This is a genomic window from Brevibacterium aurantiacum (assembly GCF_007558825.1).
GTDB lineage: Bacteria > Actinomycetota > Actinomycetes > Actinomycetales > Brevibacteriaceae > Brevibacterium > Brevibacterium aurantiacum_A.
In genome coordinates this window covers 168,388-193,666 of sequence record NZ_VLTK01000008.1, presented here as the reverse complement: position 1 = coordinate 193,666, position 25,279 = coordinate 168,388, and the positions used below count along the sequence as shown (strand labels likewise).

The 25,279-nt window shown below is 62.0% G+C and carries 24 protein-coding genes; 22 read left to right on the top strand and 2 right to left on the bottom strand.

Features of this window, described 5'->3' with window-relative positions:
* Window positions 1-14 precede the first annotated feature (14 nt).
* From FO013_RS14760 to murA, 22 genes are all read left to right on the top strand, one after another.
* A complete protein-coding gene (locus FO013_RS14760; RefSeq protein ID WP_143923316.1) occupies window positions 15-1,190 on the top strand; it encodes an MFS transporter in 1,176 nt (391 codons plus the stop codon).
* A 113-nt stretch (window positions 1,191-1,303) separates the two neighbouring features.
* The gene (locus FO013_RS14755; RefSeq protein ID WP_143923315.1) at window positions 1,304-2,206 is read left to right on the top strand and encodes a DALR anticodon-binding domain-containing protein; all 903 of its coding nucleotides are present in this window, start codon (window positions 1,304-1,306) and stop codon (window positions 2,204-2,206) included.
* Window positions 2,206-3,642 carry a diaminopimelate decarboxylase gene (gene lysA / locus FO013_RS14750; protein ID WP_143923314.1) on the top strand — a complete coding sequence of 479 codons (1,437 nt, stop codon included), beginning with the start codon at window positions 2,206-2,208 and terminating at the stop codon, window positions 3,640-3,642. Before FO013_RS14755 ends, lysA begins: the two co-directional genes overlap by 1 nt.
* 31 nt (window positions 3,643-3,673) lie before the next feature.
* Window positions 3,674-4,981, top strand: a complete 1,308-nt coding sequence (locus tag FO013_RS14745; RefSeq protein ID WP_143923313.1) for a homoserine dehydrogenase — start codon at window positions 3,674-3,676, stop codon at window positions 4,979-4,981.
* Between the two features lie 2 nt (window positions 4,982-4,983).
* Window positions 4,984-6,072 (top strand): threonine synthase, encoded by a 1,089-nt coding sequence (gene thrC, locus FO013_RS14740; protein WP_143923312.1) that lies wholly within the window; start codon window positions 4,984-4,986, stop codon window positions 6,070-6,072.
* 2 nt (window positions 6,073-6,074) lie between these two features.
* On the top strand, window positions 6,075-6,977 hold the full coding sequence (gene thrB / locus FO013_RS14735) for a homoserine kinase (RefSeq protein WP_143923311.1): 903 nt from the start codon (window positions 6,075-6,077) through the stop codon (window positions 6,975-6,977).
* Window positions 6,978-7,201: 224 nt separating this feature from the next.
* On the top strand, window positions 7,202-9,304 hold the full coding sequence (gene rho / locus FO013_RS14730) for a transcription termination factor Rho (protein ID WP_143923310.1): 2,103 nt from the start codon (window positions 7,202-7,204) through the stop codon (window positions 9,302-9,304).
* A 1-nt stretch (window position 9,305) separates the two neighbouring features.
* The gene (gene prfA, locus FO013_RS14725; RefSeq protein WP_143923309.1) at window positions 9,306-10,385 is read left to right on the top strand and encodes a peptide chain release factor 1; all 1,080 of its coding nucleotides are present in this window, start codon (window positions 9,306-9,308) and stop codon (window positions 10,383-10,385) included.
* Between the two features lie 34 nt (window positions 10,386-10,419).
* Window positions 10,420-11,307 (top strand): peptide chain release factor N(5)-glutamine methyltransferase, encoded by an 888-nt coding sequence (prmC, locus tag FO013_RS14720; RefSeq protein ID WP_143923308.1) that lies wholly within the window; start codon window positions 10,420-10,422, stop codon window positions 11,305-11,307.
* Between the two features lie 54 nt (window positions 11,308-11,361).
* Complete coding sequence (locus FO013_RS14715; RefSeq protein ID WP_143923307.1) at window positions 11,362-12,012, top strand: L-threonylcarbamoyladenylate synthase; 651 nt, start codon at window positions 11,362-11,364, stop codon at window positions 12,010-12,012.
* On the top strand, window positions 12,013-13,122 hold the full coding sequence (locus FO013_RS14710) for an MraY family glycosyltransferase (protein ID WP_143923306.1): 1,110 nt from the start codon (window positions 12,013-12,015) through the stop codon (window positions 13,120-13,122).
* Window positions 13,119-13,565 carry a Cg1360 family ATP-synthase-associated protein gene (locus tag FO013_RS14705; RefSeq protein ID WP_143923305.1) on the top strand — a complete coding sequence of 149 codons (447 nt, stop codon included), beginning with the start codon at window positions 13,119-13,121 and terminating at the stop codon, window positions 13,563-13,565. The genes FO013_RS14710 and FO013_RS14705 overlap by 4 nt, the downstream gene beginning before the upstream one ends.
* Before the next feature lie 206 nt (window positions 13,566-13,771).
* On the top strand, window positions 13,772-14,584 hold the full coding sequence (gene atpB / locus FO013_RS14700; RefSeq protein ID WP_260848173.1) for a F0F1 ATP synthase subunit A: 813 nt from the start codon (window positions 13,772-13,774) through the stop codon (window positions 14,582-14,584).
* A gap of 82 nt (window positions 14,585-14,666) precedes the next feature.
* On the top strand, window positions 14,667-14,891 hold the full coding sequence (gene atpE, locus FO013_RS14695; RefSeq protein WP_009884049.1) for a F0F1 ATP synthase subunit C: 225 nt from the start codon (window positions 14,667-14,669) through the stop codon (window positions 14,889-14,891).
* Between the two features lie 19 nt (window positions 14,892-14,910).
* On the top strand, window positions 14,911-15,462 hold the full coding sequence (locus FO013_RS14690; RefSeq protein ID WP_143923304.1) for a F0F1 ATP synthase subunit B: 552 nt from the start codon (window positions 14,911-14,913) through the stop codon (window positions 15,460-15,462).
* The gene (locus FO013_RS14685; protein WP_143923303.1) at window positions 15,462-16,268 is read left to right on the top strand and encodes a F0F1 ATP synthase subunit delta; all 807 of its coding nucleotides are present in this window, start codon (window positions 15,462-15,464) and stop codon (window positions 16,266-16,268) included. The genes FO013_RS14690 and FO013_RS14685 overlap by 1 nt, the downstream gene beginning before the upstream one ends.
* An 84-nt stretch (window positions 16,269-16,352) precedes the next feature.
* Window positions 16,353-17,987 (top strand): F0F1 ATP synthase subunit alpha, encoded by a 1,635-nt coding sequence (atpA, locus tag FO013_RS14680; protein ID WP_143923302.1) that lies wholly within the window; start codon window positions 16,353-16,355, stop codon window positions 17,985-17,987.
* Between the two features lie 31 nt (window positions 17,988-18,018).
* Entirely contained in the window at window positions 18,019-18,951 is a 933-nt protein-coding gene (locus FO013_RS14675; protein ID WP_143923301.1) for a F0F1 ATP synthase subunit gamma, read from the top strand.
* 27 nt (window positions 18,952-18,978) lie between these two features.
* Complete coding sequence (gene atpD, locus FO013_RS14670) at window positions 18,979-20,427, top strand: F0F1 ATP synthase subunit beta (RefSeq protein WP_143923300.1); 1,449 nt, start codon at window positions 18,979-18,981, stop codon at window positions 20,425-20,427.
* Between the two features lie 3 nt (window positions 20,428-20,430).
* On the top strand, window positions 20,431-20,691 hold the full coding sequence (locus FO013_RS14665; protein WP_143923299.1) for a F0F1 ATP synthase subunit epsilon: 261 nt from the start codon (window positions 20,431-20,433) through the stop codon (window positions 20,689-20,691).
* 22 nt (window positions 20,692-20,713) lie between these two features.
* Window positions 20,714-21,181, top strand: coding sequence for a DUF2550 domain-containing protein (locus FO013_RS14660; protein WP_009884056.1), 468 nt, complete (start codon window positions 20,714-20,716; stop codon window positions 21,179-21,181).
* Window positions 21,181-22,494 carry a UDP-N-acetylglucosamine 1-carboxyvinyltransferase gene (gene murA / locus FO013_RS14655; protein ID WP_143923298.1) on the top strand — a complete coding sequence of 438 codons (1,314 nt, stop codon included), beginning with the start codon at window positions 21,181-21,183 and terminating at the stop codon, window positions 22,492-22,494. Before FO013_RS14660 ends, murA begins: the two co-directional genes overlap by 1 nt.
* A 3-nt stretch (window positions 22,495-22,497) precedes the next feature.
* On the opposite strand, the gene nucS is transcribed toward murA, so the two are convergent.
* A complete protein-coding gene (nucS, locus tag FO013_RS14650) occupies window positions 22,498-23,193 on the bottom strand; it encodes an endonuclease NucS (RefSeq protein ID WP_143923297.1) in 696 nt (231 codons plus the stop codon).
* 444 nt (window positions 23,194-23,637) lie between these two features.
* Window positions 23,638-25,212 (bottom strand): coiled-coil domain-containing protein, encoded by a 1,575-nt coding sequence (locus tag FO013_RS14640; RefSeq protein ID WP_143923296.1) that lies wholly within the window; start codon window positions 25,210-25,212, stop codon window positions 23,638-23,640.
* Between the last annotated feature and the right edge of the window lie 67 nt (window positions 25,213-25,279).

The following is a 25,279-nucleotide window of genomic DNA, read 5'->3' as shown; positions in this document are numbered from 1 at the left end:
ATAGAAATGCAAGCATGAAATCTGCGTGGGCATCCGGTCTGATCGTCATCGGAATCGTTGTCGCAGCATTCAACCTTCGCCCGGGCGTGACCGGCCTGTCGCCGCTGCTGGATGCGATGGGCACCGAGATCCATCTCAGCGCGGTGTTCCTTGCAATCATCGGGATGCTGCCGCCGCTGCTCTACGGAATCAGCGGCTTCATCACGCCACGGCTGTACAACCGCTTCTCCGGACTGACGATCTCATTGGCAGTGATGATCATGATCACGGCTGGCTTGGGCCTGCGCGCGATCGTCGACTCTCCCGCACTCTTCTTGGCACTCAGCGTTCTCGCGCTGCTGGGCATGGGCATCGGCAACGTCGTCGTGCCACCGATCGTGAAGTCCTACTTCCCGGACCGTGTCGCACTGATGTCGACAGTGCACGTGGGTCTGCTGCAGTTGGGGACTTTCATCCCGCCACTCGTGGCGGTGCCGCTGGCATCGCAGTTCGAATGGCGCGGTTCCCTGCTCGTGTGGGCTGTCTCCGCGGCGCTGGGGATCGCCGTCTGGGCAGTGATCGCTGTGCTCAGACCTGCACCCCGGTCGCAGGTCTCGGCCACGGTCGTCGGCGGAAGCGAATTGCTGCGACTGGTGAAGACCCGCCGGGCCTGGGCACTGATGACGATGACCGGACTGACCTCATTCAACAATTTCATCCTGTTCACCTGGCTGCCTTCCCTGCTGACACGAGCGGGCTTCGACCCGGCATTCGCAGGAGCCATGCTCGCTCTCGTGACCGCCATTCCCCTCGTCCTCGGGTTCGTCCTGCCGCTTCTCGCGCAGAAGATGCACACAGCGTCGCCGATAGTCGCGGCCTTCTGCGCCTGTCTGGCTGTCGGTTACCTCGGCCTGTGGCTCATGCCTCAGGCAGCACCGGTGCTGTGGACGGTCCTGTTGGGCATCGGAATCTCGACCTTCCCGCTGGCTCTGACCCTGATCACCCTGCGCTCGCGCAGCGCCGAGGCCTCGGCGGCACTGTCCGGGTTCGTTCAGGGAGGCGGTTATCTGATGGCCGCGACCGGACCCCTGATCTTCGCCTTCCTGATCCAGAGCTTCGATGTGATGTGGCCGGCTTACGCCGTGGTGCTGGCCTCCACAGCGGTGAAGTTCACGGTCAGCTTCTCCGCCTGTCGTCCCGGCTCGATCTGATCCAGGCACCACACGAACTGGGGCACCACGCGAACTGGGGCACCACACGGTCCGAGGCGAAGACTATGACACCTGATTCGCCGTCGACAACCGGACACGAGTAATCTGAACGGGTGACCCCGGAACTTCTGCAGACCGCTCTGGCGCGTGCACTGGCGAGCAGCGCTGCCGCACGAAGAATCGACAGTGCCCCTGTACCGGACTCGACCCTTCGCAGGGCGCAGGCACAGCCTCACGGCGACTGGGTCTCGACCATCGCACTGCGCAGCGCCACATCTCTGCGCACCGAGCCCAGAACGCTGGCAGAGGAGATCGCTTCACGGCTGCGCGATAACACCGGAATCACCCGTGTCGACGTCGCCGGACCCGGGTTCCTCAACATCACAGTGAGTCCCAGCAGCCTCGCTCAGGTCGCCGCCGACATCGTCGGCACAGGCACGGCCTTCGGTCCTGATGCGGACACAGCAGCGCGCATCGAAGCCACGGTCGATGAGCGCATCTCATCCAACCCCGAACTGCGGACTCTGCTCCCTGCCGTGGGAAGCGACTCGCTTCGCTTCCTGGCCGCACGCGGCAGCACGGTTTCATCACATACGGCAGACGTGGGACTGCTGCGCACGGCCCATCCGGACAACCCGGTTTACCTCGTCCAGGTCGCGCACTCCTCAGCCTGTCGCGTCGAACGTCGCGCGGCAGCGGCTGGCATCAGCGCCGCCGACTTCGACCCGAACGCCCTGACCGATGCCACAGAGACCGCGTTGGCTGCAGCCCTGGCAGACTTCATCACCACCACCAACGCCGCCGCCTTCGCGCACGAACCTCGGCACATCACCTGTCTCCTCGAAGCCACCGCACAGCTGTTCCTGGGTTGGGCAAGAACATGCCCAGTGACACCGAGGATCGATGAGGACATCACGCGGATCCACGCTTCCCGGCTGGTCCTCGACCGAGCCGCCATCATCGTCCTGGCCACAGGACTTCGACTACTGGGCGTTCGCGCCCCGGAGAGGATGTAATGCCTGCCCATATCGCCGGCACCATGCACGCCACCCCTGCACCCGTGTGGCTGCCCTACCCCGAGGACGTCAACGCCCTCCTTCCCAGCTTGTGGTCGGACAACGTGACGAAGTCCGACTCCGGTGTCCTCACCGTCGCCGGGCACACGGTCACCGATCTGGCTGAACGCTACGGCACCCCGACCCTCGTCATGGATGTCGCGGACTTCACCGCCCGCGCCGAGAACTATGTCAGCGCGTATTCGGCCGCATTCTCCGCAGACAAGGGACTGTCCGGTGTCGACGTCTTCTATGCGGGCAAGGCATTCCTGTGCACCGCTGTCGCCCGGTGGGTCCACGAGGCGGGTCTTGGCCTGGACACCTGTTCCCTGGGAGAGATGATGGTGGCCCGCGCAGCAGGAGTTCCAGGCGATCGAGTCGGTCTGCACGGCAACAACAAATCTGTGGCCGAGCTCGAATATGCCCTCGACTACGGTGTGGGACGCATCTTCGTCGACAGCCTCGACGAGATATCCCTGCTGGAATCGATCGCGGCCGCGAAGGGCGCCGTTGCACCAGTGATGCTGCGGGTGACGGTGGGAGTCGAGGCACACACGCACGATTTCATCGCCACAGCTCATGAGGACCAGAAGTTCGGGCTCTCGGTCTCCGCCGGAACAGCAGCAGAGGCCGCCGAGGCAGTGGCGAACTCACAGCATCTGCGTTTCGATGGTCTGCACTCGCACATCGGCTCGCAGATCTTCGACATCTCCGGCTTCCAGGTCGCTGCCGCCCGTGTCCTGGCCCTGCGAGCGGAGATCATGGACGAACACGGTGTCGATCTGCCCGATGTCGATCTGGGTGGTGGCTTCGGCATCCGCTACACCTCGCAGGACACGCCCATTCCGGTGGCCGAGATGGCACAGGAGCTTGCCGCGGTGGTCGCCAAGGAATGCCGCGGACTGGGCACGAACGTGCCGCGGATCTCCATCGAGCCCGGACGCGCGATCGTGTCCCCGTCTATGTTCACCCTCTACCGGGTCGGCACGGTCAAAGAGGTCGACACCGACAACGGTGTGCGCACCTACGTCGCCGTCGACGGGGGGATGAGTGACAACATTCGGACAGCTCTCTACGATACCGACTATTCGTGTACCTTGGCCAATCGGAACTCCAGTTCCGAACCCGCCATCGTGCGCGTCGTGGGCAAGCACTGCGAATCCGGTGACATCATCGTCCGAGACGAATACATGGGATCCGATGTGTCCTCCGGGGATCTTGTCGCGGTCCCGAGCACCGGTGCCTACTGCCGGTCACTGGCCAACAACTACAACCACCTGCCGAAACCAGGGGTCCTGGCCGTGAGTGCGGATAAGGTTGAGTGGATTGTGACGCCCGAGGACTACTCTCAGATGTTGCGCAGCGATCCGGGAATGAACGTCGGTGAGCGCGTGTGAGTGCCATTGAAGACAGCGAAAAGGTGGACAAATGCAGGCTTTGAAAGTTGCCATGCTCGGATGTGGGGTCGTCGGCACCGAGGTCGCCGCCCGCATCCAGGACCGGAGCGAGGCTCTGGCCGAACGGATCGGTGCGCCTCTTGAGCTGAGCGCAATCGTCGTCCGCGACACCGCGAAGCAGCGTCCCGGAATCGATCCGAGCCTGCTGACGACGGACGCAGAAGCTGCCATCGCCGACGCCGACATCGTCATCGAGCTCATGGGCGGCATCGAGCCTGCCAAGACGCTCATCCGCTCGGCACTCGATCACGGCTCCTCCGTCGTCACCGCCAACAAGGCCCTGCTGGCAGCCAACTACGGTGAGCTCATGTCAGCGGCGGACACGGCAGGAGTTCGTCTCGAACACGAAGCCGCCGTCGCCGGTGCCATTCCCATCATCCGTCCGGTCGGTGACTCGCTGGCCGGGGATCGGATCGACCGGATCATGGGAATCGTCAATGGCACCACCAACTACATCCTCGATCAGATGGACTCCGAGGGCTGGGGCTTCGATGAAGCGCTCAAGACCGCGCAGGAGCTGGGATTCGCCGAGGCGGACCCGACGGCCGACGTCGGCGGACATGATGCTGCGGCCAAGGCCGCGATCCTCTCGTCACTGGCCTTCCATGCTCCAGTCACGATCGACGATGTCCACGTCGAAGGCATCGAGGACATCACCCCCGAGATGGTCGCCACGGCCCGGGACCAGGGATTCGTCATCAAACTCCTCGCTGTCTGCGAACGAGTCAGCGAATCGCCTGCCGGGCCGGGACTGTCCGCTCGCGTCTACCCGGCACTGCTGGGACGCAATCACCCTCTTGCAACGGTGCGCGGCGCCTTCAATGCGGTCTTCATCGAGGCCGAGGCCGCTGGTTCGCTCATGTTCTACGGTCAGGGCGCCGGCGGCGAACCCACCGCCTCTGCGGTCCTCGGCGATGTGGTCTCTGTGGCCCGTCGCAAGGTTCTCGGAGGTCGGGGTCAGTACGAACGTCCTTTCCACAAGGACTCGACGATCCTGCCGATATCGGCGATCACCACCCGGTACCACATCACTCTCGACGTCGTCGATCGTCCGGGCGTCCTCGCAGCAGTCTCCGAGGTCTTCTCCGATGAAGGCGCGTCGATCGAGCTCATGCGCCAGACCGTGGGAGAAGTCGACGAACAGGGCACACAGCACGCGAAGCTCGTGCTCGCCACCCACTCGAACACCGACGCGATCCTGCAGGGAACGGTCGACCGCCTCGGCGGCCTTTCCGTGGTGCGCGCCGTCAAATCCGTGATCCGTGTAGAAGGACAGTGAGAATGACCGAATTCCCCAAAAAGCAGTGGCAGGGCGTCGTCGAGGAATACCGCAGCCTCCTCGACATCTCCGAGACCACACCGGCCGTGACTCTGGGTGAGGGCGGAACTCCGCTCATCCGCACGGAGAAGCTCAGCGAGCTCACCGGCGCTGACGTATGGGTGAAGTACGAAGGCCTCAACCCGACGGCGTCTTTCAAGGACCGCGGGATGACCATGGCCATCACCAAGGCTGCGGCTCAGGGCGCGAAGGCCGTCATCTGCGCCTCGACCGGCAACACTTCAGCCTCGGCGGCGGCCTACGCCACCAAGGCGGGACTGACCTGCGCCGTGCTCGTGCCCACCGGTAAGATCGCCCCGGGCAAGATGAGCCAGGCCATCGCCCATGGGGCCACGCTGCTCGAAGTTGACGGAAACTTCGACGACTGCCTGACTCTGTGTCGGAAGCTCTCCGAGTCCTACCCGGTTCACCTCGTCAACTCCGTCAACCCTGATCGCATCGAGGGACAGAAGACCGCCTCCTTCGAGGTTGTCGACGTCCTGGGCGACGCCCCCGACATTCACGTGCTGCCTGTGGGCAACGCGGGCAACATCACCGCCTACTGGAAGGGTTACCGCCAGTACCAGGAGATCGGCGTCTCGACCCGTCTGCCGCAGATGTGGGGCTTCCAAGCAGCAGGATCGGCACCGATCGTGCTCGGACACCCTGTCGACGAACCCGATACGATCGCCACCGCCATCCGAATCGGCAATCCTGCCAGCTGGCAGCAGGCCATCGAGGCGCGTGACTCCTCCGGTGGAGTCATCGACTCGGTCACAGACGAAGAGATCCTGCGCGCACACAAGATTCTGTCCCGGGAAGAGGGAATCTTCGTCGAGCCCGGTTCGGCCGCCTCGGTGGCTGGTCTGCTGAAGATGTCCGAAGCGGGCAAGGTCCCTGCCGGTGCGAGAATCGCGGTCACCGTGACTGGTCACGGCCTCAAGGATCCCAGCTGGGCACTTCACACAGCCGACGGTTCCGAGATCGAGCCCAAGCGGGTCTCCGTCGACGCCGTCAGCGCGGCACGGGCCCTCGGGCTCGAAGACAGGTGAGCGTGAGGATCCAGATCGAGGTTCCGGCCACCTCGGCGAACCTCGGCCCTGGCTACGATGCATTCGGCTTGGCACTCGGGATCTTCGACACTCTGACATTGACGATCCACGACGAACCCGTCGATCCCAGCACCTGTGTGAGTGTGACAGGGGAGAGTGCCGAGACTCTGCCGACGGATCAGTCCCACCTCATCATGCGTGTGATCGTCGACGTGCTCCATGAAGAGTATCCCAACGCCCCTTCAGACTTGGGGGAGAGGCTCAGCCTGGACTGTGTCAATCGGATACCGCATTCGCGCGGACTCGGATCTTCTGCGGCAGCGATCGTGGGCGCCATTGCGCTGGCCGGCGAGATCGGGGCCTACGCCGGCGGTGTCCAACTGAGCCGGCAACGCGTGCTTGAGCTCGCCTCCGAACTCGAGGGCCACCCTGACAATGCGGCTCCTGCAGTGTTCGGGGGACTGAACGTCGCCCTGCCGAACCCCGCCCGCTCGTGGCAGGTGCCGTCCAACACCCTCGCCGAGGTGACCGTGCTGGTGCCCGAGGTGCGTTTGGATACGGAGATCGCACGAAGCGTGATCCCCGTATCCGTCGAACATGAGGTCGCCGCAGAGAACTCCGCACGTGCCGCGCTGCTCATCCACGGCTTCGTCACCGATGCCTCTGTTCTGCTGGAGGCCACCGACGATCGGCTCCATCAGGAATTCCGACGTGACGCATACCCCGAGTCGATGGCCATTGTCGACGGTCTGCGTGCCGAGGGCCTGCCCGCCGTGATCTCGGGCGCGGGACCCACCGTCCTCGTCCTCGCGAACACGGTTCCTCCGGCGCTGCTCCCGCCATCGGTGACACTCATTCACACCTCGATTGACCTCGGCGGATATCGCGTCAAGGAAAAGAATTAGGCACCGGATTCGCGTGATCGGCGTTGAGCACGTAAACTGATGGTGTTCCGTCAGTGATCGGATTCGATGATACTCATCGCGAATCCACTGTCTATTTCACAAATTCTGGAACGTCTCCTGCTCATTCTTAGGCAGGTTATCTTTCACATGCACCGTCAACGGTGTTTCCGTCGCCGTGAGTAAACGGCTCTTGCCGCACGGCCGAAAGAGGGAGAAGGACCTTCGTGTCTGAAACCACTACTCAAGATTCCACGCCACGCACCGGCAGTCTGACCGCTTTGCGTCTGCCCCAGCTCCAGGAAATGGCAGCGGGACTCGGGATCAAAGGGTACCGTCGACTTCGCAAAGGCGAACTGATCGACGCCATCAACAACCACAATGGCTCACAGGGCGGTTCGGGACAGGCTCAAGCAGCCCCGAAGACCGCACCAGCCGCTTCCGCAGGCTCAGAGAAGGAAGCCAAGGAAGACAAGAGCGGTTCCAACGCAGCACCCGATGAAGCCAAGCGTCGTCCGGCTCGTCGCAGCGCAGCTGCGACATCTGATGATGATGCCGTCGCCGCACAGGGAACAGCTGCGGCAGCGACGTCTGCTGAAGCCTCGACCGTCGCCGATACGCCGGTCGCAGGCGACACTTCGTCCGAATCAGGCGGGGAGCCGGACAAACAGCGTTCGCGTCGCAGTCGTTCGCGCTCGCGTGGCGCTGACGCCCAGAACGAGGACAACGGACACAGCTCCGATGACTCGGTTGAGCGCTCGGACCGCAATGATCGCGGAAACGGTCGCAATCGTCAGAACGACGACAACGACCGCGGCAACGATCGCAATGGTGAGCGCAACGACCGCAACGGTGACCGCAATGATCGCGGAAACGGGCGTAACCGTCAGAACGACGACAACGACCGTGGCAATGACCGCAACGAGCGCGGAAACAACCGCAACCGTCAGAACGACGACAACGATCGCAACAACGACCGGGGCAACGATCGTAACAACGACCGTCGCGGACGCCAGAGCGACGACAACGATCGCAGCAATGACCGCAGCAATGACCGTCGGGGACGCAACAACGATGACGACGATCGCGGCAACCGTCGCGGACGTGGTCGTGACCGTGACCGCAAACGTCGCGGAGGACGCGGCGGCGACGAGCCCGAGATCCGCAACGATGACGTGCTCATCCCCGTCGGCGGCATCCTCGACGTGCATGACAACTACGCTTTCCTGCGTACCTCCGGGTACCTGCCCGGACCCAACGACGTCTACGTCTCGGCTTCGATGGTGCGCAAGAACCAGCTGCGCAAGGGCGACGCCGTCGCCGGTGCCATTCGCCAACCTCGCGAAAACGACCGCAACAGCAAGCGTGAGAAGTTCGACGCACTGGTGCGACTGGACTCGGTCAACGGCCTGACCGTCGATGATGCCCGGAGCCGTGTCGAGTTCTCGAAGCTGACACCGCTCTACCCGCAGGAGAGGATGCGCCTTGAGACCACTTCCAAGCAGCATTCGACCCGGCTCATCGACCTTGTGACTCCCATCGGCAAGGGCCAGCGTGGTCTCATCGTGGCACCCCCGAAGGCGGGCAAGACGATGATCATGCAGCAGGTCGCCAATGCGATCACCGAGAACAATCCGGAAGTTCACCTGATGGTCGTCCTCGTCGACGAACGTCCCGAGGAAGTCACGGACATGCAGCGGGCGGTGAAGGGCGAAGTCATCGCTTCGACCTTCGACCGTCCCGCCGATGATCACACGACGATCGCCGAGCTGGCTATCGAGCGCGCCAAGCGTCTCGTCGAAATGGGTTCCGACGTCGTGGTGCTCCTCGACAACATCACCCGCCTTGGCCGCGCCTACAACATTGCGCAGCCAGCCTCGGGTCGAATCCTCTCCGGTGGTGTCGACGCGAACGCGCTCTACCCGCCGAAGCGATTCTTCGGCGCTGCCCGCAACATCGAGAACGGCGGCTCACTGACGATTCTGGCCACAGCCCTCGTCGAGACCGGTTCCAAGATGGACGAGGTCATCTTCGAAGAGTTCAAGGGCACCGGCAACATGGAGCTGCGTCTGTCTCGACAGCTCGCTGACAAGCGCATCTTCCCGGCTGTGGACGTCAACGCGTCGAGCACCCGTCGTGAAGAGATGCTGATGACCAACGAAGAGATGAAGGTCATGTGGCAGCTTCGTCGTGTACTGTCCGGACTCGAACAGCAGCAGGCTGTGGAGCTCCTGATGTCGAAGCTGAAGGAAACCGGCTCGAACGTCGAATTCCTCATGCAGGTGCAGAAGACGACACCTCTGCAGAAGTCTTCCACCGACAACAACTGAGATGACCGACGATGACACCCTCAAAGCCAGCGTCAGCGCACTGCTCGACGAGCACGCACGCCTGCAGTCGGAACTCTCCGATCCTGCGGTGCACGCTGACGCTGGCCGTGCCAGGAAGCTGACAAGGCGCTACGCAGAACTCGACAAGGTCGCAGTGACCGCTCGTCGGTTCGCCCAGCTCGAAGACGACGCCGTCGCCGCGGATGAACTCGCGGACGACGACGCCGAATTCGGTGCTGAGGCCAAACGCCTGCACGAGGAGGCCTCGGATGTCGAGGCTGAGCTCAGAGACCTCTTGGTTCCCAGCGATCCCGACGATGCGCGTGATGCGATCATCGAGATCAAAGCCGGTGAGGGTGGTGACGAATCGGCGTTGTTCGCAGGGGATCTCCTGCGCATGTACCAGCGCTGGATCGACTCGCGCGGATGGTCCTCGCAGATCCTGGATGCCACGCATTCTGATCTCGGCGGTTACAAAGACGTCACTCTGGCGCTGAAGGCCAAGGATGACGGTGCCTACGGTTGGGTGAAGTTCGAAGGTGGAGTCCACCGGGTCCAACGCGTGCCCGTGACCGAATCCCAAGGACGCATCCACACCTCGGCCGCCGGAGTGCTCGTATTTCCTGAGGTGGACGAGCCTGAGGAAGTCGCACTCGATGACAACGATCTCCGCATCGACGTCTACCGGTCCTCGGGCCCCGGTGGTCAGTCCGTGAACACTACGGACTCCGCCGTGCGCATCACCCACGTGCCCACAGGCATCACCGCCAGCTGTCAGAACGAGAAGTCACAGCTGCAGAACAAGGAAGCAGCAATGCGCATGCTCCGGGCCCGCATCCTGGCCAAACAGGCCGAGGAGGCCGCAGCCGAGGCCGCGGACATCCGACGGTCCCAAGTTCGCACCGTTGACCGCTCTGAACGCATCCGCACCTACAACTTCCCCGAAAACCGCATCACCGACCATCGGACGGGCTACAAGGCCTACAACCTTGACCAGGTTCTCTCCGGTGACCTCGATCCGGTCATCGGCTCCTGCCGTGAGGCCGACAAAGCGGCACGACTCGACGCACTGGGGGACTGACCTGATTCCGCGCCCTCCCAGTCCCGAAGAGGACGTGTCGACGGTGCTGCGCGGAGCGGCACGGCTGCTGGCCGATGCCGGCGTCGCCAACCCCGACCCGGATTCCGCGGCGCTGCTTGCCCACGCCTGGAGAATCGACGCCTCCGACCTGGCCCGCAGACGCCTCCTCGGCGATGGTGTCCCCGCCGAAGTCACGGAAGTCTTCGCACAGCTCATCGACCGACGACGTCAGCGCGTCCCGCTTCAGCACATCATCGGAGTCGCGGCCTTTCGTCACCTCGAACTGCAGGTGGGCCCTGGAGTGTTCGTTCCCCGGCCCGAGACCGAGCTTCTCGTCACCGAGGTCCTCGATGAACTCGACAGGCAGCAGAATGCGTATGAGCCCTTCGTCATCGATCTGTGTTCGGGCTCGGGTGCGATCACGCTGTCCCTTGCTGCCGAACATCCGCAGCTGCGCATCATCGGCGTCGAGCGCGAAGCCGAGGCCTTGAACTGGTCGCTGAAGAATCTGGCTTCGGTCAGCCTCGGCGACTCCAGCGTCGAGCTGATCTGTGGTGACGCGACGAAGTTCGCTGACGATCGACCTGACCTGTGGGGCAGCGCGGATGTCGTCGTGACCAATCCTCCCTATGTGCCCGATGAAGCTGTGCCGCGCGATGCCGAGGTGCGCGAACACGATCCGGCAGCCGCTCTCTACGGAGGGTCGACGGGCCTGGAGATCCCAGGACTCATTCTGAAGCAGGCGGAGAAGCTACTGCGTCCCGGTGGCTTCTTCATCATGGAGCATTCCGAGGAACAGGGGCCCGGCGCCCGCGAACTCATCATGTCGACGGCCAGTCTCAGACAGGCCGCCACCTACCCGGACTACACTGGACGCGACCGCTACACGGTGGCTCATCGTGTGTCAGGGGTCGACCTGTGACCATGGACCACCCGGTTCAGGCCACTGACCACCACGATCCGAAACGGAGTATTCGTGTCGAGACGATTCGACGTGACCCAAAGCGACATCCGTGATCTTGTCCTGGACGAATGCGCCAGGGTGAGTGAGACGGGCAATCTGCTCGTCATTCCCACGGACACCGTTTATGGGATCGCCGCAGACGCATTCAGCGCTTCGGCGGTTTCCGCCCTGCTGGCAGCGAAAGGCCGCGGACGTGACATGCCGCCGCCTGTCCTCGTCCCGCGTGCGGAGACCGTCTTCGGCCTCGTCGACGGTGTCGACGAAAGGATGCTTTCGCTGACCGCCCGGTTCTGGCCCGGACCGCTGACGATCATCGCGAATGCACAGCCGTCGTTGGACTGGGACCTCGGCGACACCCATGGCACCGTTGCGGTGCGAATGCCCGACGACGAGTACGCCCTCGCCTTGTTGGGGCGGACGGGGCCACTGGCCGTGTCCAGTGCCAACACCTCTGGTGAGCCCGCCGCCACCTCGGCGGATGAGGCGATGGAGATGTTGGGCGACGATGTCGACATCTACGTCGACGGCGGAGTGAGGACGTCGGGAATCTCCTCGACGATCATCGACCTCACCAGCGAAGTCCCGCGCATGGTGCGCGAGGGTCCCGTGACCATCGAAGAACTGCGCGAGATCGTCCCCGATGTCATCGGCCTGGACGGCTGAGTGCGCGCCTACCTCTTCATCCTCATCATTTCGGCCCTCGTGGCCTACCTGCTGACCCCGATGGTCAGGCGGGTAGCCGAGCGAGGGCAGATCTTCTCGCCTCTGCGCGAACGCGATGTCCATTCCGTTCCGACGCCGAGGTTGGGCGGGGTCGCGATGTTCGGGGCTGTGATCGTGGGCCTCATCTTCGCCTCCCAGACACCGTTCCTGCAGAGGATCTTCTCGGATATGGGACCCATCATCGGCATCGCCGGCGCGGCCACCGTGCTGTGCGTGCTGGGCATCATCGATGACATCTGGGATCTCCACTGGATCACCAAGCTTGCAGGGCAGGCACTGGCAGCTGGATTCATGGCCATCAACGGCGTGGCACTGCTGTCGATCCCGTTCGGGGGAGTGATCATCGGTTCGCCGCGGATGTCGATCATCATCACCATCCTCGTCGTCCTGGTCACCATCAATGCTGTGAACTTCGTCGATGGGCTCGACGGTCTGGCAGCGGGAGTCGTCGCGATCGGCGGCAGCGCATTCTTCATCTACTCCTACGGTCTGGCCCGGGATGCATCGCCTGAGTCCTATGCGAACCTGGCCTCGCTGATCACCGCAATCCTCGTCGGCGCCTGTGTCGGCTTCCTTCCGCACAACTTCAATCCGGCGCGGATCTTCATGGGCGATTCCGGGTCGATGCTCATCGGTCTCCTGCTGGCCGCATCCACCATCCGCGTCACCGGCCAGGTCGACCCGGCGCTGCTTGGGGAAGAGCGAGTCTTCGCGACCTTCCTGCCCATCGTTCTGCCAGTCGCAGTGATGTTCCTGCCGTTGCTCGACCTGGGGTTGGCAGTCATCCGTCGTCTCATGGCCGGCCAATCACCGTTCTCCGCAGATGCGAAGCATCTCCATCACAGGATGCTCAGACTTGGGCACTCTCATGCTCGGGCGGTCCTCATCCTCTATACCTGGACCGCGCTCATCGCATTCGGATCTGTCATGCTCCTGCTGATGCCGTGGATCTACGTCGTCTGCATCGTCGGCGGGCTGTTCGCCATCACCCTGCTCTTCACCTTCTACCCCCTGCGGGTCCGTCAGAAAGCCAGAGAGGAAATCTCATGACCGATGAGTCACCGCGTCAGGAAACCTACGTTGAAGCAGCATGGGCCAGAGTCTGGAAGACCATGTTGGTCCGCGGCGTCATCCTCGTCGTTGCTGTCGCTGTGCTCGGAATGGGCATCGGCTACCTGGTTTCCGGGACCGAAGGCTTCAACGGCGGGGCCGTCGGCGGGGGACTGGCTGCGGTGTTCATCATCGTCACCCTGGTGATCATGTATGCGGGGCGCAACATGGGGCTGACAGCAATCGCCGGATTCTTAGGCATCGGATTCCTCTTCAAGGCGTTCATCTTCATGATCGTCATCTGGCGGATCAAGGACGCAGACTGGCTGGACGGAAATGTGGCGTTCCTCACGATCGTGGTCGCTGTGATCGGATCATCTCTCGTCGAGGCGATGACTGTGGTCAAGGGGCGCGTGCCCTACGTCGATCCCGACGCGAAATAGGCGGAATCGACGATTGCGCCGGGGTCTGCCAGAAGATGTACAGTCAAAGGTGATGAATTTGTCGGCAGCTCTCTACAATTGGTAGAGTTGTTGCGGTGCTGGAGCCAATTGTCGCTCCAAGTCGCTCCTGAACCTATACCTACACAATCAATGTGTGGATCAGGCCAGGCCATTTAGGCTTTTGACCATGGGAGAGTAAAGGAAACGTGGGAACACTCAACGCTGCGAACACAACGATCCAAGCCGCTGAAAGTGGTTTTCACGCCCCGTCCATGGCGGAGTTCTTTCCCGCCGCGTTCCTGTTCGAAGGCACTCCCTTTGAGATGAACCGCGTGATGCTCATTCGCGTCCTCGCCACTGTCGCAGTCGTTGTTCTGCTCGCTGTGTGGGCCAAGCGCATGAAGCTGGTACCCAGCCGTTTCCAGTCAGCTATGGAGCTGGCCATGGAATTCGTCACCGTCGGCATCGCCGAAGACACCATGGGCAAGGAGAAAGCCAAGAAGTTCATGCCGCTGATCGTGGCGATCTTCTTCGGCATCCTGTTCTGGAACGTCACGAAGCTCATTCCGTTCCTCAACATGCCGGGCACCGGCGTCATCGGTCTGCCGATCGTCCTCACGCTGACGGTATACGTCACGTACCACTGGGCCGGCATCGCAGAGAAGGGGTTCGGTCGCTACATCAAGGACTCGCTGATCCTTCCCGGCGTCCCCTGGCCGATGCACATCCTGCTCATCCCCATCGAGTTCCTGACCAAGTTCGTGACTCAGCCGTTCACCTTGGCGATCCGACTCTTTGCCAACATGATGGTCGGCCACCTTCTGCTGGTGCTGTGCTTCTCCGCAACGAGCTTCTTCCTGTTCGATGCCGCCAACGGGTTCCAGTTCTTCTCAATCATCACCTTCGCCGGCGGATTCTTCGTCTTCATCCTCGAGATGCTGATCGTCGTCCTGCAGGCCTACATCTTCGCCCTTCTGTCCTGCGTCTACATCAACGCCGCGATCTCAGACGATCACTGAGGCAGCGCCCCACATTCTGTAACCTCAGACGTTACAAGGGCCGGGCCAACCACCCGGCCGACATATGAAAGGAAAGCATTCAATGGATATGCTCGCTGAAGTCACCGGCAGCCTCAACACCGTCGGTTACGGCCTCGCCGCAATCGGCCCCGGCGTCGGTGTCGGTATTGTCATCGGTAAGACCATCGAGGGAACCGCTCGCCAGCCTGAAATGGCCGGCGCACTGCGCGGAAACATGTTCCTCGGAATTGCGCTGATCGAGGCCCTGGCCCTGATCGGCATCGCCACCCCGTTCTTCCTGCCCTGATCACGAAGAGGACTAAACGATGACTCCGGTACACATTCTTGCTGCGTCTGAGAATCCACTTCTCCCGGCGTGGTACGACATCATCTGGAGTGCCATCTGTCTGCTGATCGTCTTCCTGGTTGTCTGGAAGTACGTCCTCCCGGCCTTCAACAAGACTCTTGATGAGCGCGCAGAGCGCATTCAGGGTGGAATTGAGAAGGCTGAGAAGGTGCAGGCTGAAGCCGATGAGGCTCTGGCCGAGTATCAGAAGCAGCTCGCCGACGGCCGTGCAGAAGCTGCACGACTGCGCGCCGAGGCTCAGGAAGAAGGCGCCCAGATCATCGCCAATATGAAGACCCAGGCTCATGCCGAGTCCGAGCGCATCGTCGCTCAGGCCCAGACGCAGATCGAAGCCGAGCGTCAGTCCGCCATGGTGCAGCTGCGTTCGGAAGTCGGCACTCTGGCCACCGATCTGGCATCGCGTATCGTCGGTGAATCGCTCACCGATGACCAGCGTTCTGCCAACGTGGTCGATCGCTTCATCTCCGATCTCGAGTCGCAGTCGTCGGCACAGCCGGTCAAGGGGGCGTGATGCTCCAGTCGAGCAGATTGTCCCTGCAGGCCGTACTTGAAACCGCCAACGCTGAGATCTCCCGCGGTGACGCGCGTGAAATCGGTGCTGGTGAACTGGCCATCGTTGCCGTTCTCGCTGAGAACGTGACGCTGCGCAAGGCCTTGGCAGACTCGTCCGAGTCGGCTGAGAAGAAGCAGCAGCTGCTGCGGACTCTGTTCTCGACACGGACCACTGATACGGCCCTGCGTCTGAGTGAACTGGCCGTGAGCCAGCGCTGGGCGAGGACTCAGGACTTGGTGACCAGCCTTGAGGTTGCCGGAGTGACAGCTGTCGCAGCTGCTGCTCAGGCATCCGGTCAACTCGGCCAGGTGGAAGAGGAAGTCTTCCGCTTCGCCCGTCTGTGCGAAAGCGAACACGAACTGGCGCGGGCCTTGGAGTCCGATGCATCTGCATCGGCCAAGCGCGCGCTCATCGCAGACTTGCTGGCAGGTAAGGCACAGGCCGACACCATCACACTGATCGAGCAGGCGGTTCTGTACCCACGTGGGCTCCGCGTGGCGAAGGCTCTGGATCAGTACAGCGATATCCTCGCGGCACGACAGCAGCGTTCAGTCGCCGATGTCACCGTCGCCAAACCGTTGAGCGAAGCTCAGACCCAGAAACTCGCGGCCGCTCTGTCGGCCAGCTATGGACGCGACCTCGTGCTCAACGTTCAGGTCGATCCTAAGGTCGTCGGGGGAGTCCGGGTTCAGGTCGGCGATGAGATGATGAGTTCCACAGTGGCTGATCGTCTGGCCGAAGTTCAGCGCAAGCTCGCAAGTTAAATCGAGGGGCCGGCCAGTCCGGCAGCACAGGCGGCCCACCGGTCGTCGGACACAAGTTTTGAGTAAAGGAAGCAGGGAAACCAGATGGCGGAACTGACAATTCGCCCGGAAGAGATCCGGGACGCTCTCGGGAAGTTCGTTGACTCGTACAACCCCGAAAGCTCGGTAAAGTCCGAGGTCGGCAAGGTCGTCACCGCAGGTGACGGAATTGCCCACGTCTCGGGTCTGCCCGGCACCATGGCCAACGAACTCCTCCGGTTCGAAGACGGCACCTTGGGCTTGGCACAGAACCTGGACGAGCGCGAGATCGGCGTCGTCATCCTCGGAGAGTTCTCCGGGGTCGCGGCTGAACAGAACGTCCACCGCACCGGTGAGGTTCTCTCGATTCCCGTCGGCGACGGCTACCTCGGTCGAGTGGTCGATCCTCTGGGTCAGCCAGTCGACGGACTCGGTGAAGTTGAGACTGTCGGACGTCGTGAGCTCGAGCTCCAGGCCGCAGGCGTGATGGATCGCCAAGAGGTTCGCGAACCTCTGCAGACCGGCTACAAGAGCATTGACGCTATGATCCCTGTCGGCCGTGGACAGCGCCAGCTGGTCATCGGTGACCGTAAGACGGGTAAGACCGCCCTTGCGATCGACACGATCATCAACCAGAAAGCCAACTGGGAGACCGGTGACCCGAAGAAGCAGGTTCGCTGCATCTACGTCGCCGTCGGCCAGAAGGGCTCGACCATCGCAGGAGTCCGCCGTTCGCTCGAAGAAGCGGGTGCCCTGGAATACACCACGATCGTGTCCTCTCCTGCTTCCGACCCTGCAGGCTTCAAATACCTCGCCCCTTACTCCGGTTCGGCCATCGGTCAGCACTGGATGTACGAAGGCAAGCACGTCCTCATCGTGTTCGATGACCTCTCGAAGCAGGCCGAGGCCTATCGTGCAGTGTCACTTCTGCTGCGCCGTCCGCCGGGCCGCGAGGCTTTCCCCGGAGACGTGTTCTACCTGCACTCGCGCCTGCTTGAGCGTTGTGCGAAGCTCTCCGATGAGCTCGGCGGCGGCTCGATGACCGGTCTACCGATCATTGAGACCAAGGCCAACGACGTCGGAGCGTTCATTCCGACCAACGTGATTTCGATCACCGATGGTCAGATCTTCCTGCAGTCGGACCTGTTCAACGCAGGCCAGCGTCCTGCAGTCGACGTGGGCATCTCCGTGTCCCGCGTCGGTGGCGCCGCTCAGACCAAGGCCCTCAAGAGTGTCTCAGGCACATTGAAGATCTCCTTGGCACAGTATCGCTCGCTCGAGGCGTTCGCGATGTTCGCCTCCGACCTCGACGAGACGACCAAGCGCGACCTGGCTCGCGGTGCACGACTGACCGAGCTGCTCAAGCAGTCTCAGTTCTCGCCGATGCCCTTCGAAAAGCAGACCGTGTCGATCTTCGCAGGTACACACGGCTATCTTGACGAGATTCCTGTTTCGGACGTGCTCAAGTTCGAAACCGAGCTCCATGATCACGTCGAGCGCAAGACCGGCATCTTCACGACAATTCGTGAGACGCTCAAGCTCGATGATGACACGTCGGCAGAGCTGGACAACGTCTTGACGGAGTTCACCCGGAACTTCGTCAGCTCCGACTCCAGCGGGTCAAAGGCAGGCAGCGAAGATACTGCCACAGCCTCATCCGATGAAGTCGAGCAGGAGCAGATCGTTCGGCAGAAGCGTTGAATCTGATCCGTAACAGCGAAAGGAAGAACTGATGGGAGCCCAGCAGAGGGTCTTCAAGCAGAAGATCCGCTCCACCTCGTCCTTGAGGAAGATCTTCAAGGCCATGGAGCTCATCGCTGCTTCACGGATTCAGAAGGCCATTGCTCGATCGCAGTCTGCCAGCCCATACGCCAACGCCCTGACTCGTGCGGTCTCAGCGGTGGCGAGTGAGTCCAACGTCGACCACGTGTTGACGACGGAACCTGAGTCGGTCACTCGTGCAGCAGTGCTGGTGATCGGTCCGGACCGTGGATTCGCTGGCGCTTACTCGGCGAACCTGCTGCGCGAGGCTGAAGAGCTCAATCGCCTGCTGCGCAGCGAAGGCAAGGATGTATCGCTCTTCACTGTCGGAGGGAAGGCCAAGAACTACTACACCTTCCGCGACCGTGCGATCGAACAGTCCTGGACCGGGATCTCTGAGATGCCGACTCCTGAGAATGCTCGGGAGATCGGTGAGGCGCTGTTGCAGAGCTTCAATACCGATTCCGCGCAGACCGGTGTGGATGAGATCTACATCGTGTTCACGAAGTTCGTCTCCAGTGTCAAGCACGACCCGGAATACCGGCGTCTGCTTCCGCTCGAGGTAGTCGACGCGGACGAGGTCGCCACCGGCGGTACGTCCGAACCGGCGAAGGACGGAGCTGCGTTCCCTCTCTATGAGTTCGAACCCAGTGCCGAGGCCGTCTTGGATTCGTTGCTGCCGCGCTACATCGACTCGCGGATTCTGTCCGCGCTGTTGAGCGCCTCTGCTTCCGAGCAGGCTTCGCGTCAGGCTGCGATGAAGACTGCGACCGACAACGCGGACGATCTGATCAAGACCTACACCCGGTTGGCCAATACGGCTCGCCAGGCGGAAATCACCCAGGAACTCACCGAGATCGTCGGTGGGGCCGATGCCCTCGCGGCATCATCAGCCGGCGACTGACCGGCGAGAGCAGAGAAGAAAGAGACCATGACTGCCACAGCTACGGATACCTCCCCGGCGCAGGGCACAGCCCTCGGCCGGATTTCCCGAGTCATCGGCCCGGTTGTCGACATCGAGTTTCCGCTCGACTCCGTGCCAGCCATCTACAACTCCCTTTCCACCTCGGTGGAGCTTTCCGAAGGCACGCGTAAGCTGACCTTCGAGACTGCACTGCACCTGGGCAACGGCCTTGTGCGTGCCGTCTCCCTGCAGCCCACCGACGGACTGGTTCGCGGCCAGGAAGTCGTCGACTCCGGCGCTCCGATCACCGTGCCGGTCGGCGATGTGACCAAGAACCACGTGTGGAACACCACCGGTGACTGCCTCAACCTCGAAGAGGGCGAGAAGCTCGAGATCAGTGAACGCTGGCCCATCCACCGGACAGCGCCTGCCTTCGACGAACTGGAGTCGAAGACCGAGATGCTCGAAGTCGGCATCAAGAGCATCGACCTCCTCACCCCGTACGTCCAGGGTGGAAAGATCGGCCTCTTCGGTGGTGCGGGCGTCGGCAAGACCGTCCTCATCCAGGAGATGATCTTCCGCATCGCTCACAACCACAACGGCACCTCGGTGTTCGCCGGTGTGGGTGAGCGCACGCGTGAGGGCAACGACCTCATCATGGAGATGGACGAGGCCGGCGTGTTCAAAGATACTGCCTTGGTCTTCGGCCAGATGGACGAGCCACCAGGCACCCGTCTGCGCGTCGCGCTGTCGGCACTGACCATGGCGGAGTACTTCCGCGATGTCCAGAACCAGGACGTGCTGCTGTTCATCGACAACATCTTCCGTTTCACGCAGGCCGGCTCCGAGGTTTCGACCCTTCTGGGTCGCATGCCTTCGGCCGTGGGCTACCAGCCCAACCTGGCGGATGAGATGGGTGTTCTCCAGGAGCGCATCACCTCGACGCGTGGTCACTCGATCACGTCGATGCAGGCGATCTACGTTCCCGCCGATGACTACACCGACCCGGCTCCGGCCACGACGTTCGCACACCTGGACGCGACGACCGAGCTCAACCGTGACATCGCCTCGCGCGGTCTGTACCCTGCCATCGATCCGCTGACCTCGACATCGCGTATCCTCGATCCGCTGATCGTGGGCGAAGAGCACTACCGTGTCGCCAACGAGGTCAAGGCCATTCTGCAGAAGAACAAGGAACTGCAGGACATCATCGCCATCCTCGGCGTCGATGAACTCGGTGAAGAGGACAAGCTCGTCGTCCACCGTGCTCGTCGCATCGAGCAGTTCCTGTCGCAGAACACCTACACCGCTGAGAAGTTCACGCAGGTGCCCGGCTCGACAGTTCCTCTTGCTGACACCATCGAAGGGTTCTCGAAGCTCTGCGCCGGCGAGGTTGACCACATCCCCGAACAGGCGTTCTACAACGTAGGTGGGCTTGACGACGTCATGCGCAACTACGAAGAGATGCAGAAGTAAGCCATGGCTGCACTCGATGTGAACGTCGTAGCAGCCGATCAAAAGGTATGGGCTGGTGAGGCCAAGCGCGTCATCGCCCGTACCTTGGACGGCGAGATCGGCATCCTGCCGGGCCACGAGCCAGTTCTTGGTGTCGTTGCCGATGGTGAAGCACGTATTCTCACGACCTCTGAGGAGACCATCCGGGTCAAGGCCGATGGTGGATTCCTCTCGGTCGAGAATGATCGCGTCATCATTGCCGCTGATCAGGCCGAACTTCTCTGATCCGTCAATTAAACTGGCAACCGTGAACCCTTCCGTCCTTCTGATCGTTCTGCTCTCGTTAGTAGGACTCGCCCTCGCATTGATCGTCGTCGTGACGATTCGACGCAGGTCGATTTCGAAGCTCTCCGGTGCTTTTGACTGTTCCATCAACGTGGGCGAGGAATCCTCTTCTCGCCCACGTTGGCGTTTGGGTGTAGCAGTGTTCTCAGTGGCATCACTGGACTGGTATCCCGTATTCGCGCTGACTCGACGCGCCGCAGTTCGTCTCCCGCGTGCCGACCTCGATATTCTCGTCCGTCGCAAACCCACGTCCGGTGAACAGTACTCGGTGCTGCCCGACGCAGTGGTGGTGGACTGCTCCTACGGGAAGGCTGATGGCCGACCTCGTTCCGTATCTCTGGCCATGGACACCGAATCGCTGTCTACGATGGCCTCCTGGCTGGAATCATCGCCCCCCGGCTTCAACCCGACGATGGGAAGGTTCACCTGATGGATGTCTTTCGCTTGACCGGTCCGAGTCGGCTGCGCGGTGAGGTCGATATCAGGGGAGCCAAGAACAGCGTCCTCAAACTCATGGCGGCCAGTCTGTTGGCCGTTGGCCGTACGACGATCACCAATGTGCCGGCGATCCTCGACGTGCGCATCATGGTTCAGCTTCTCATTCGGCTCGGCTGCGACGTCGATTACGATGCCGATCGGGGCATCGTCAGCATCGATGTTCCCGCGGAGGTCGGCATCCAGGCGGACTATGAGCTTGTGCGCGCAATGCGAGCGTCGATCTCCGTCCTCGGGCCGCTGACCGCACGGATGCGTGCAGCACATGTAGCCCTTCCCGGCGGAGACGCGATCGGCTCCCGGGGCCTGGACATGCATCAGGCAGGTCTCGAAGCTCTCGGTGCAACGGTGCATCTCGATCACGGCTATTTCGTCGCGGAGGCTCCCAGCGGTCTGCACGGAACGGACATCGTTCTCGAATTCCCCTCCGTCGGTGCGACGGAGAACCTGGTCATGGCGGCAACGTTGGCCCATGGTGTGACCACAATCTCAAATGCGGCCAAGGAGCCGGAGATCGTCGACATCTGCGCAATGCTCGTCGATATGGGCGCCCAGATCAGTGGGATCGGCACGGCCGACCTGACGATCACCGGTGTCGGCGAACTCCATCCGGTTGATCACCGTACGGTGGGGGACCGGATCGTAGCTGGAACCTACGCCTTCGGTGCGGCTCTCTCCAACGGTGATGTGACCGTGAAGGGAGTCGGACTCGAGCTGATGCCCAATATCGCGATCAAACTTCGCGACTCGGGCGCCACCGTCGATGACCTCGGTGAAATCGAGCTCGGCGATGGCACGCGTGGAAATGGATTCCGAGTCATCGGTGCCGAGCGGCCGCATGCGATTCGCGTCGCGACTATGCCGTTTCCCGGCTTCCCCACAGATCTGCAGCCGTTCGTGATCGCACTGAATTCAGTCTCAGACGGTGTCGGACTGCTGTCGGAGAATCTGTTCGAAGCTCGTTGGAGGTTCGTCCAGGAGATCGCGCGACTCGGCGCGAAGGTTCGAGTCGACGGCAACCACGCCCTGATCTCCGGTGTCAACAGCCTGTCCGGTGCCGAGGTGGAAGCCTCAGATATCCGCGCCGGCGCCGGCCTGGTGATGGCGGGCCTGCGGGCCGCGGGAATCACAGAGGTCTCCGGCATCGACCACATCGAACGCGGCTACGAGAATTTCGTATCGAACCTGCGCAGTCTCGGCGCCAACATCGAACGCGTTGAAAAAGCCGATATCCTCAGCTTCGAATAGGACTCAGAACAGACGCGAGTCAGGGTCGTCCATACCGCGCAGCGCATCGTAGTCTAAGACGACGCAGCGGATGCCACGATCCTCGGCCAAGGTCCGAGCTTGGGGTTTGATCTCCTGAGCGGCGAAGACTCCCTGGACCGGTGTGAGCAGCGGGTCACGGTTCATCAGTTCCAGATACCTCGTCAGCTGCTCGACGCCGTCGATATCGCCACGTCGTTTGATCTCCACGGCAACGGACTTGTGGCCGTGGTCGCGGGCGAGGATGTCGACTGGCCCGATCGCCGTCATGTATTCGCGCCTGACTAGGCTGAAGCCGTCTCCGAGAGTCTCTATATGTTGGGCCAGCAGTTCCTGCAGGTGGGCTTCCACTCCGTCTTTGACCAGTCCGGGATCGGTTCCGAACTCATGCTGGTCATCGGCGATCACCTCGGCGATTGAGATGACGAGCTTGTCACCCGTCTTGGCCTGCGAGACCGTCCAGATTTCGGTCAGACCGGCCTCCTCCTGTTCCTGGCTCGGATCAGTGATTCTGATCGAACACGGGGGAGTCATCCAGTTCAAAGGCTTGTACGATCCGCCATCCGAATGGATGAGGATCGAGCCGTCGGCCTTGAGCATGATGAGACGGGTGGCCATGGGCAGATGGGCGGTCAGACGACCGGCATAATCAACGGAGCACTTAGCAATGACGAGACGCACGCGCTTCACCTTACGTGAGAGAATGGGCAGATGCCACGATCTACCTCCTCGCGTCGCAAAAACAAATGGCAGCAGGCGCCGCGTGAGCTCTCCGACTCCGTGAGTGGTCTGCGCACAAGTCGAGATCTGCCCGACGGGACATGGTCGGTGCAGAGCGTTGCCGGCAATTCTCAGGGCAAGGTCTATATCTGCCCGGGGTGCGGACAGGACGTGGCGTCGTCGACGGCACATATCGTTGCCTGGCGACAGGCCGCGCGACACGGCACCGAGGTGGGAGTTGATTCCCGTCGCCACTGGCACACGAGGTGCTTTCAGAAATTCAGGTGAGGGTACTGGTCGTCGGCCGATCGTAGGCGGGCCAGGAATCGAGACCCGAAAAAAAGGGGCCAGTTCTTTGTGAACTGGCCCCTTCTCATCGGTGTGGGCTGTGGGATGGTGCAGACCTCAGCGCAGCGAATTCCCGGAACGCGACGCCTTGCTGCTCTTGCTCTGCGACCCCGAAACCTGAGCATCGATGGCTATCGTGTCGGCATCGGTAGCTCCATTCGGCAGGTCGGAGTCCTCGGCCGCATTGGAATCGTCCGTCGTGGCAGGTTCCTCGGCCTCCAACTGAGCTCCCTGAGGCTCCGCCGCCTCGGAAGGCACGGTCTGATCCGATGCCTCCGCAGTGTCCGTGGAGTCCGGTGATGCAGCTGTGTCGGTTGGGCCGTCCGTGCTCTTCGCGCCGGAATCCGCGTCGTCAGCAGCAGCGATGTCATCAGCCTTGTCTGTCTCCTCGGGATCCTCCGCCAGAAGGTCGGCGAGCTCCTGCTCATCGGCGATCTGCTCGGTGGCATGGGACGCAGACTCAGCCTTGGCAGGGTCGACGGAATCGCCGCCCATCACACCGGGCATGGCGAACAGCGAACGGAGCTGATCGAGCTGCGCTGTGATCGTCTTGCGCTGTTTGGTCAACAGGTCGACCTGGGACTGAGCCGATGCCACGTTGCGCTTGGCTTCGGCCGCGGATTCCTCAATGGTGGCTTCGGCCGTTGCCCGGGCTTCACCGATGAGGGTCTGCGCGCGAGTCTTGCCGTCGGCAATGATGTCGTCAGCCTTCTTCACCGCATCCGAACGGGTCGTCTCCGCTCTCTCTGCGGCTTCCTTGGCCTCTGTATCTGCCTTCGCCGCACGCGCCTGAGCCTCGTCGATGAGTTTCTTGTTCTCTATCTGAGCTGCGTCGTAACGCTTCTTGCGATCAGCCTCCGCCGCCTGGCGCTTGCCAGCCAACTCGACCTCCAGTTCGTCAGAAGCCTTGGTCGATGCCGCGTCCCGAGCCTTCGCAGCGGCGAGGAGTTCGTCGGCTTGTGCCTGAGCAGTGCTGATCGACTCATCTGCCTGGCTCTTGGCCTCTGCCCGCAGATCGGCAGCCTCCTTCTCAGAAGTCGCCCTGAGCCCGGCGAGCTCGTGTTCGAGGCTTTCGCGGGCTTCCTTCGTGGCAGCCTCATTTGCCTCTTTGGCCTGGTTGTATTCGCGTTCTGCTGTCGCCTTGAGCTCTGCAGCACGCTTTTCGGCAGCTTTCACAGTCTCGTCGGCGCGCAGCTCGGCCGAACTGATGATGGCATCAGCCTCGGAACGGGCATTGGACAGAGTGTCGTTGCTCTCTGTGTGCATGCGGGCACGAGCCGAAGCGGCTTCGGCTCGTGCCTTATTGCGAATCGTCTCTGCGTCGGAGTTTGCCTGTGAGAGAGTCTCGCGTGCCTGGGATTCAGCGATCTTGAGCAGATGGTCGATGCGGCTTCCGGGAGGACCTGAAGCCTCGGCGCTGTCATTGGCCGCCTTCTTCAGCTGGGCCTTCGCCTCGGAGAGTTCTCCGGCGATCTGAAGTTTCGCGCGATCAGCGTTGATGACCTGACTTCGGGCATCGGAAAGGGCCTTACGAACGGACTCGACCTCGGTTCGCAGCTGCTGCAGGCGAGAATCAACTTCACTTTTTTCGTAGCCGCGCATCGCTGTGCGGAATTCTTCGGTGGGCGTCACTGAAGTGGACTCCTGTCGTGTCAAGGTATGTGGTCAAATCGTCCCACCACTACTCTAACGGACTCAC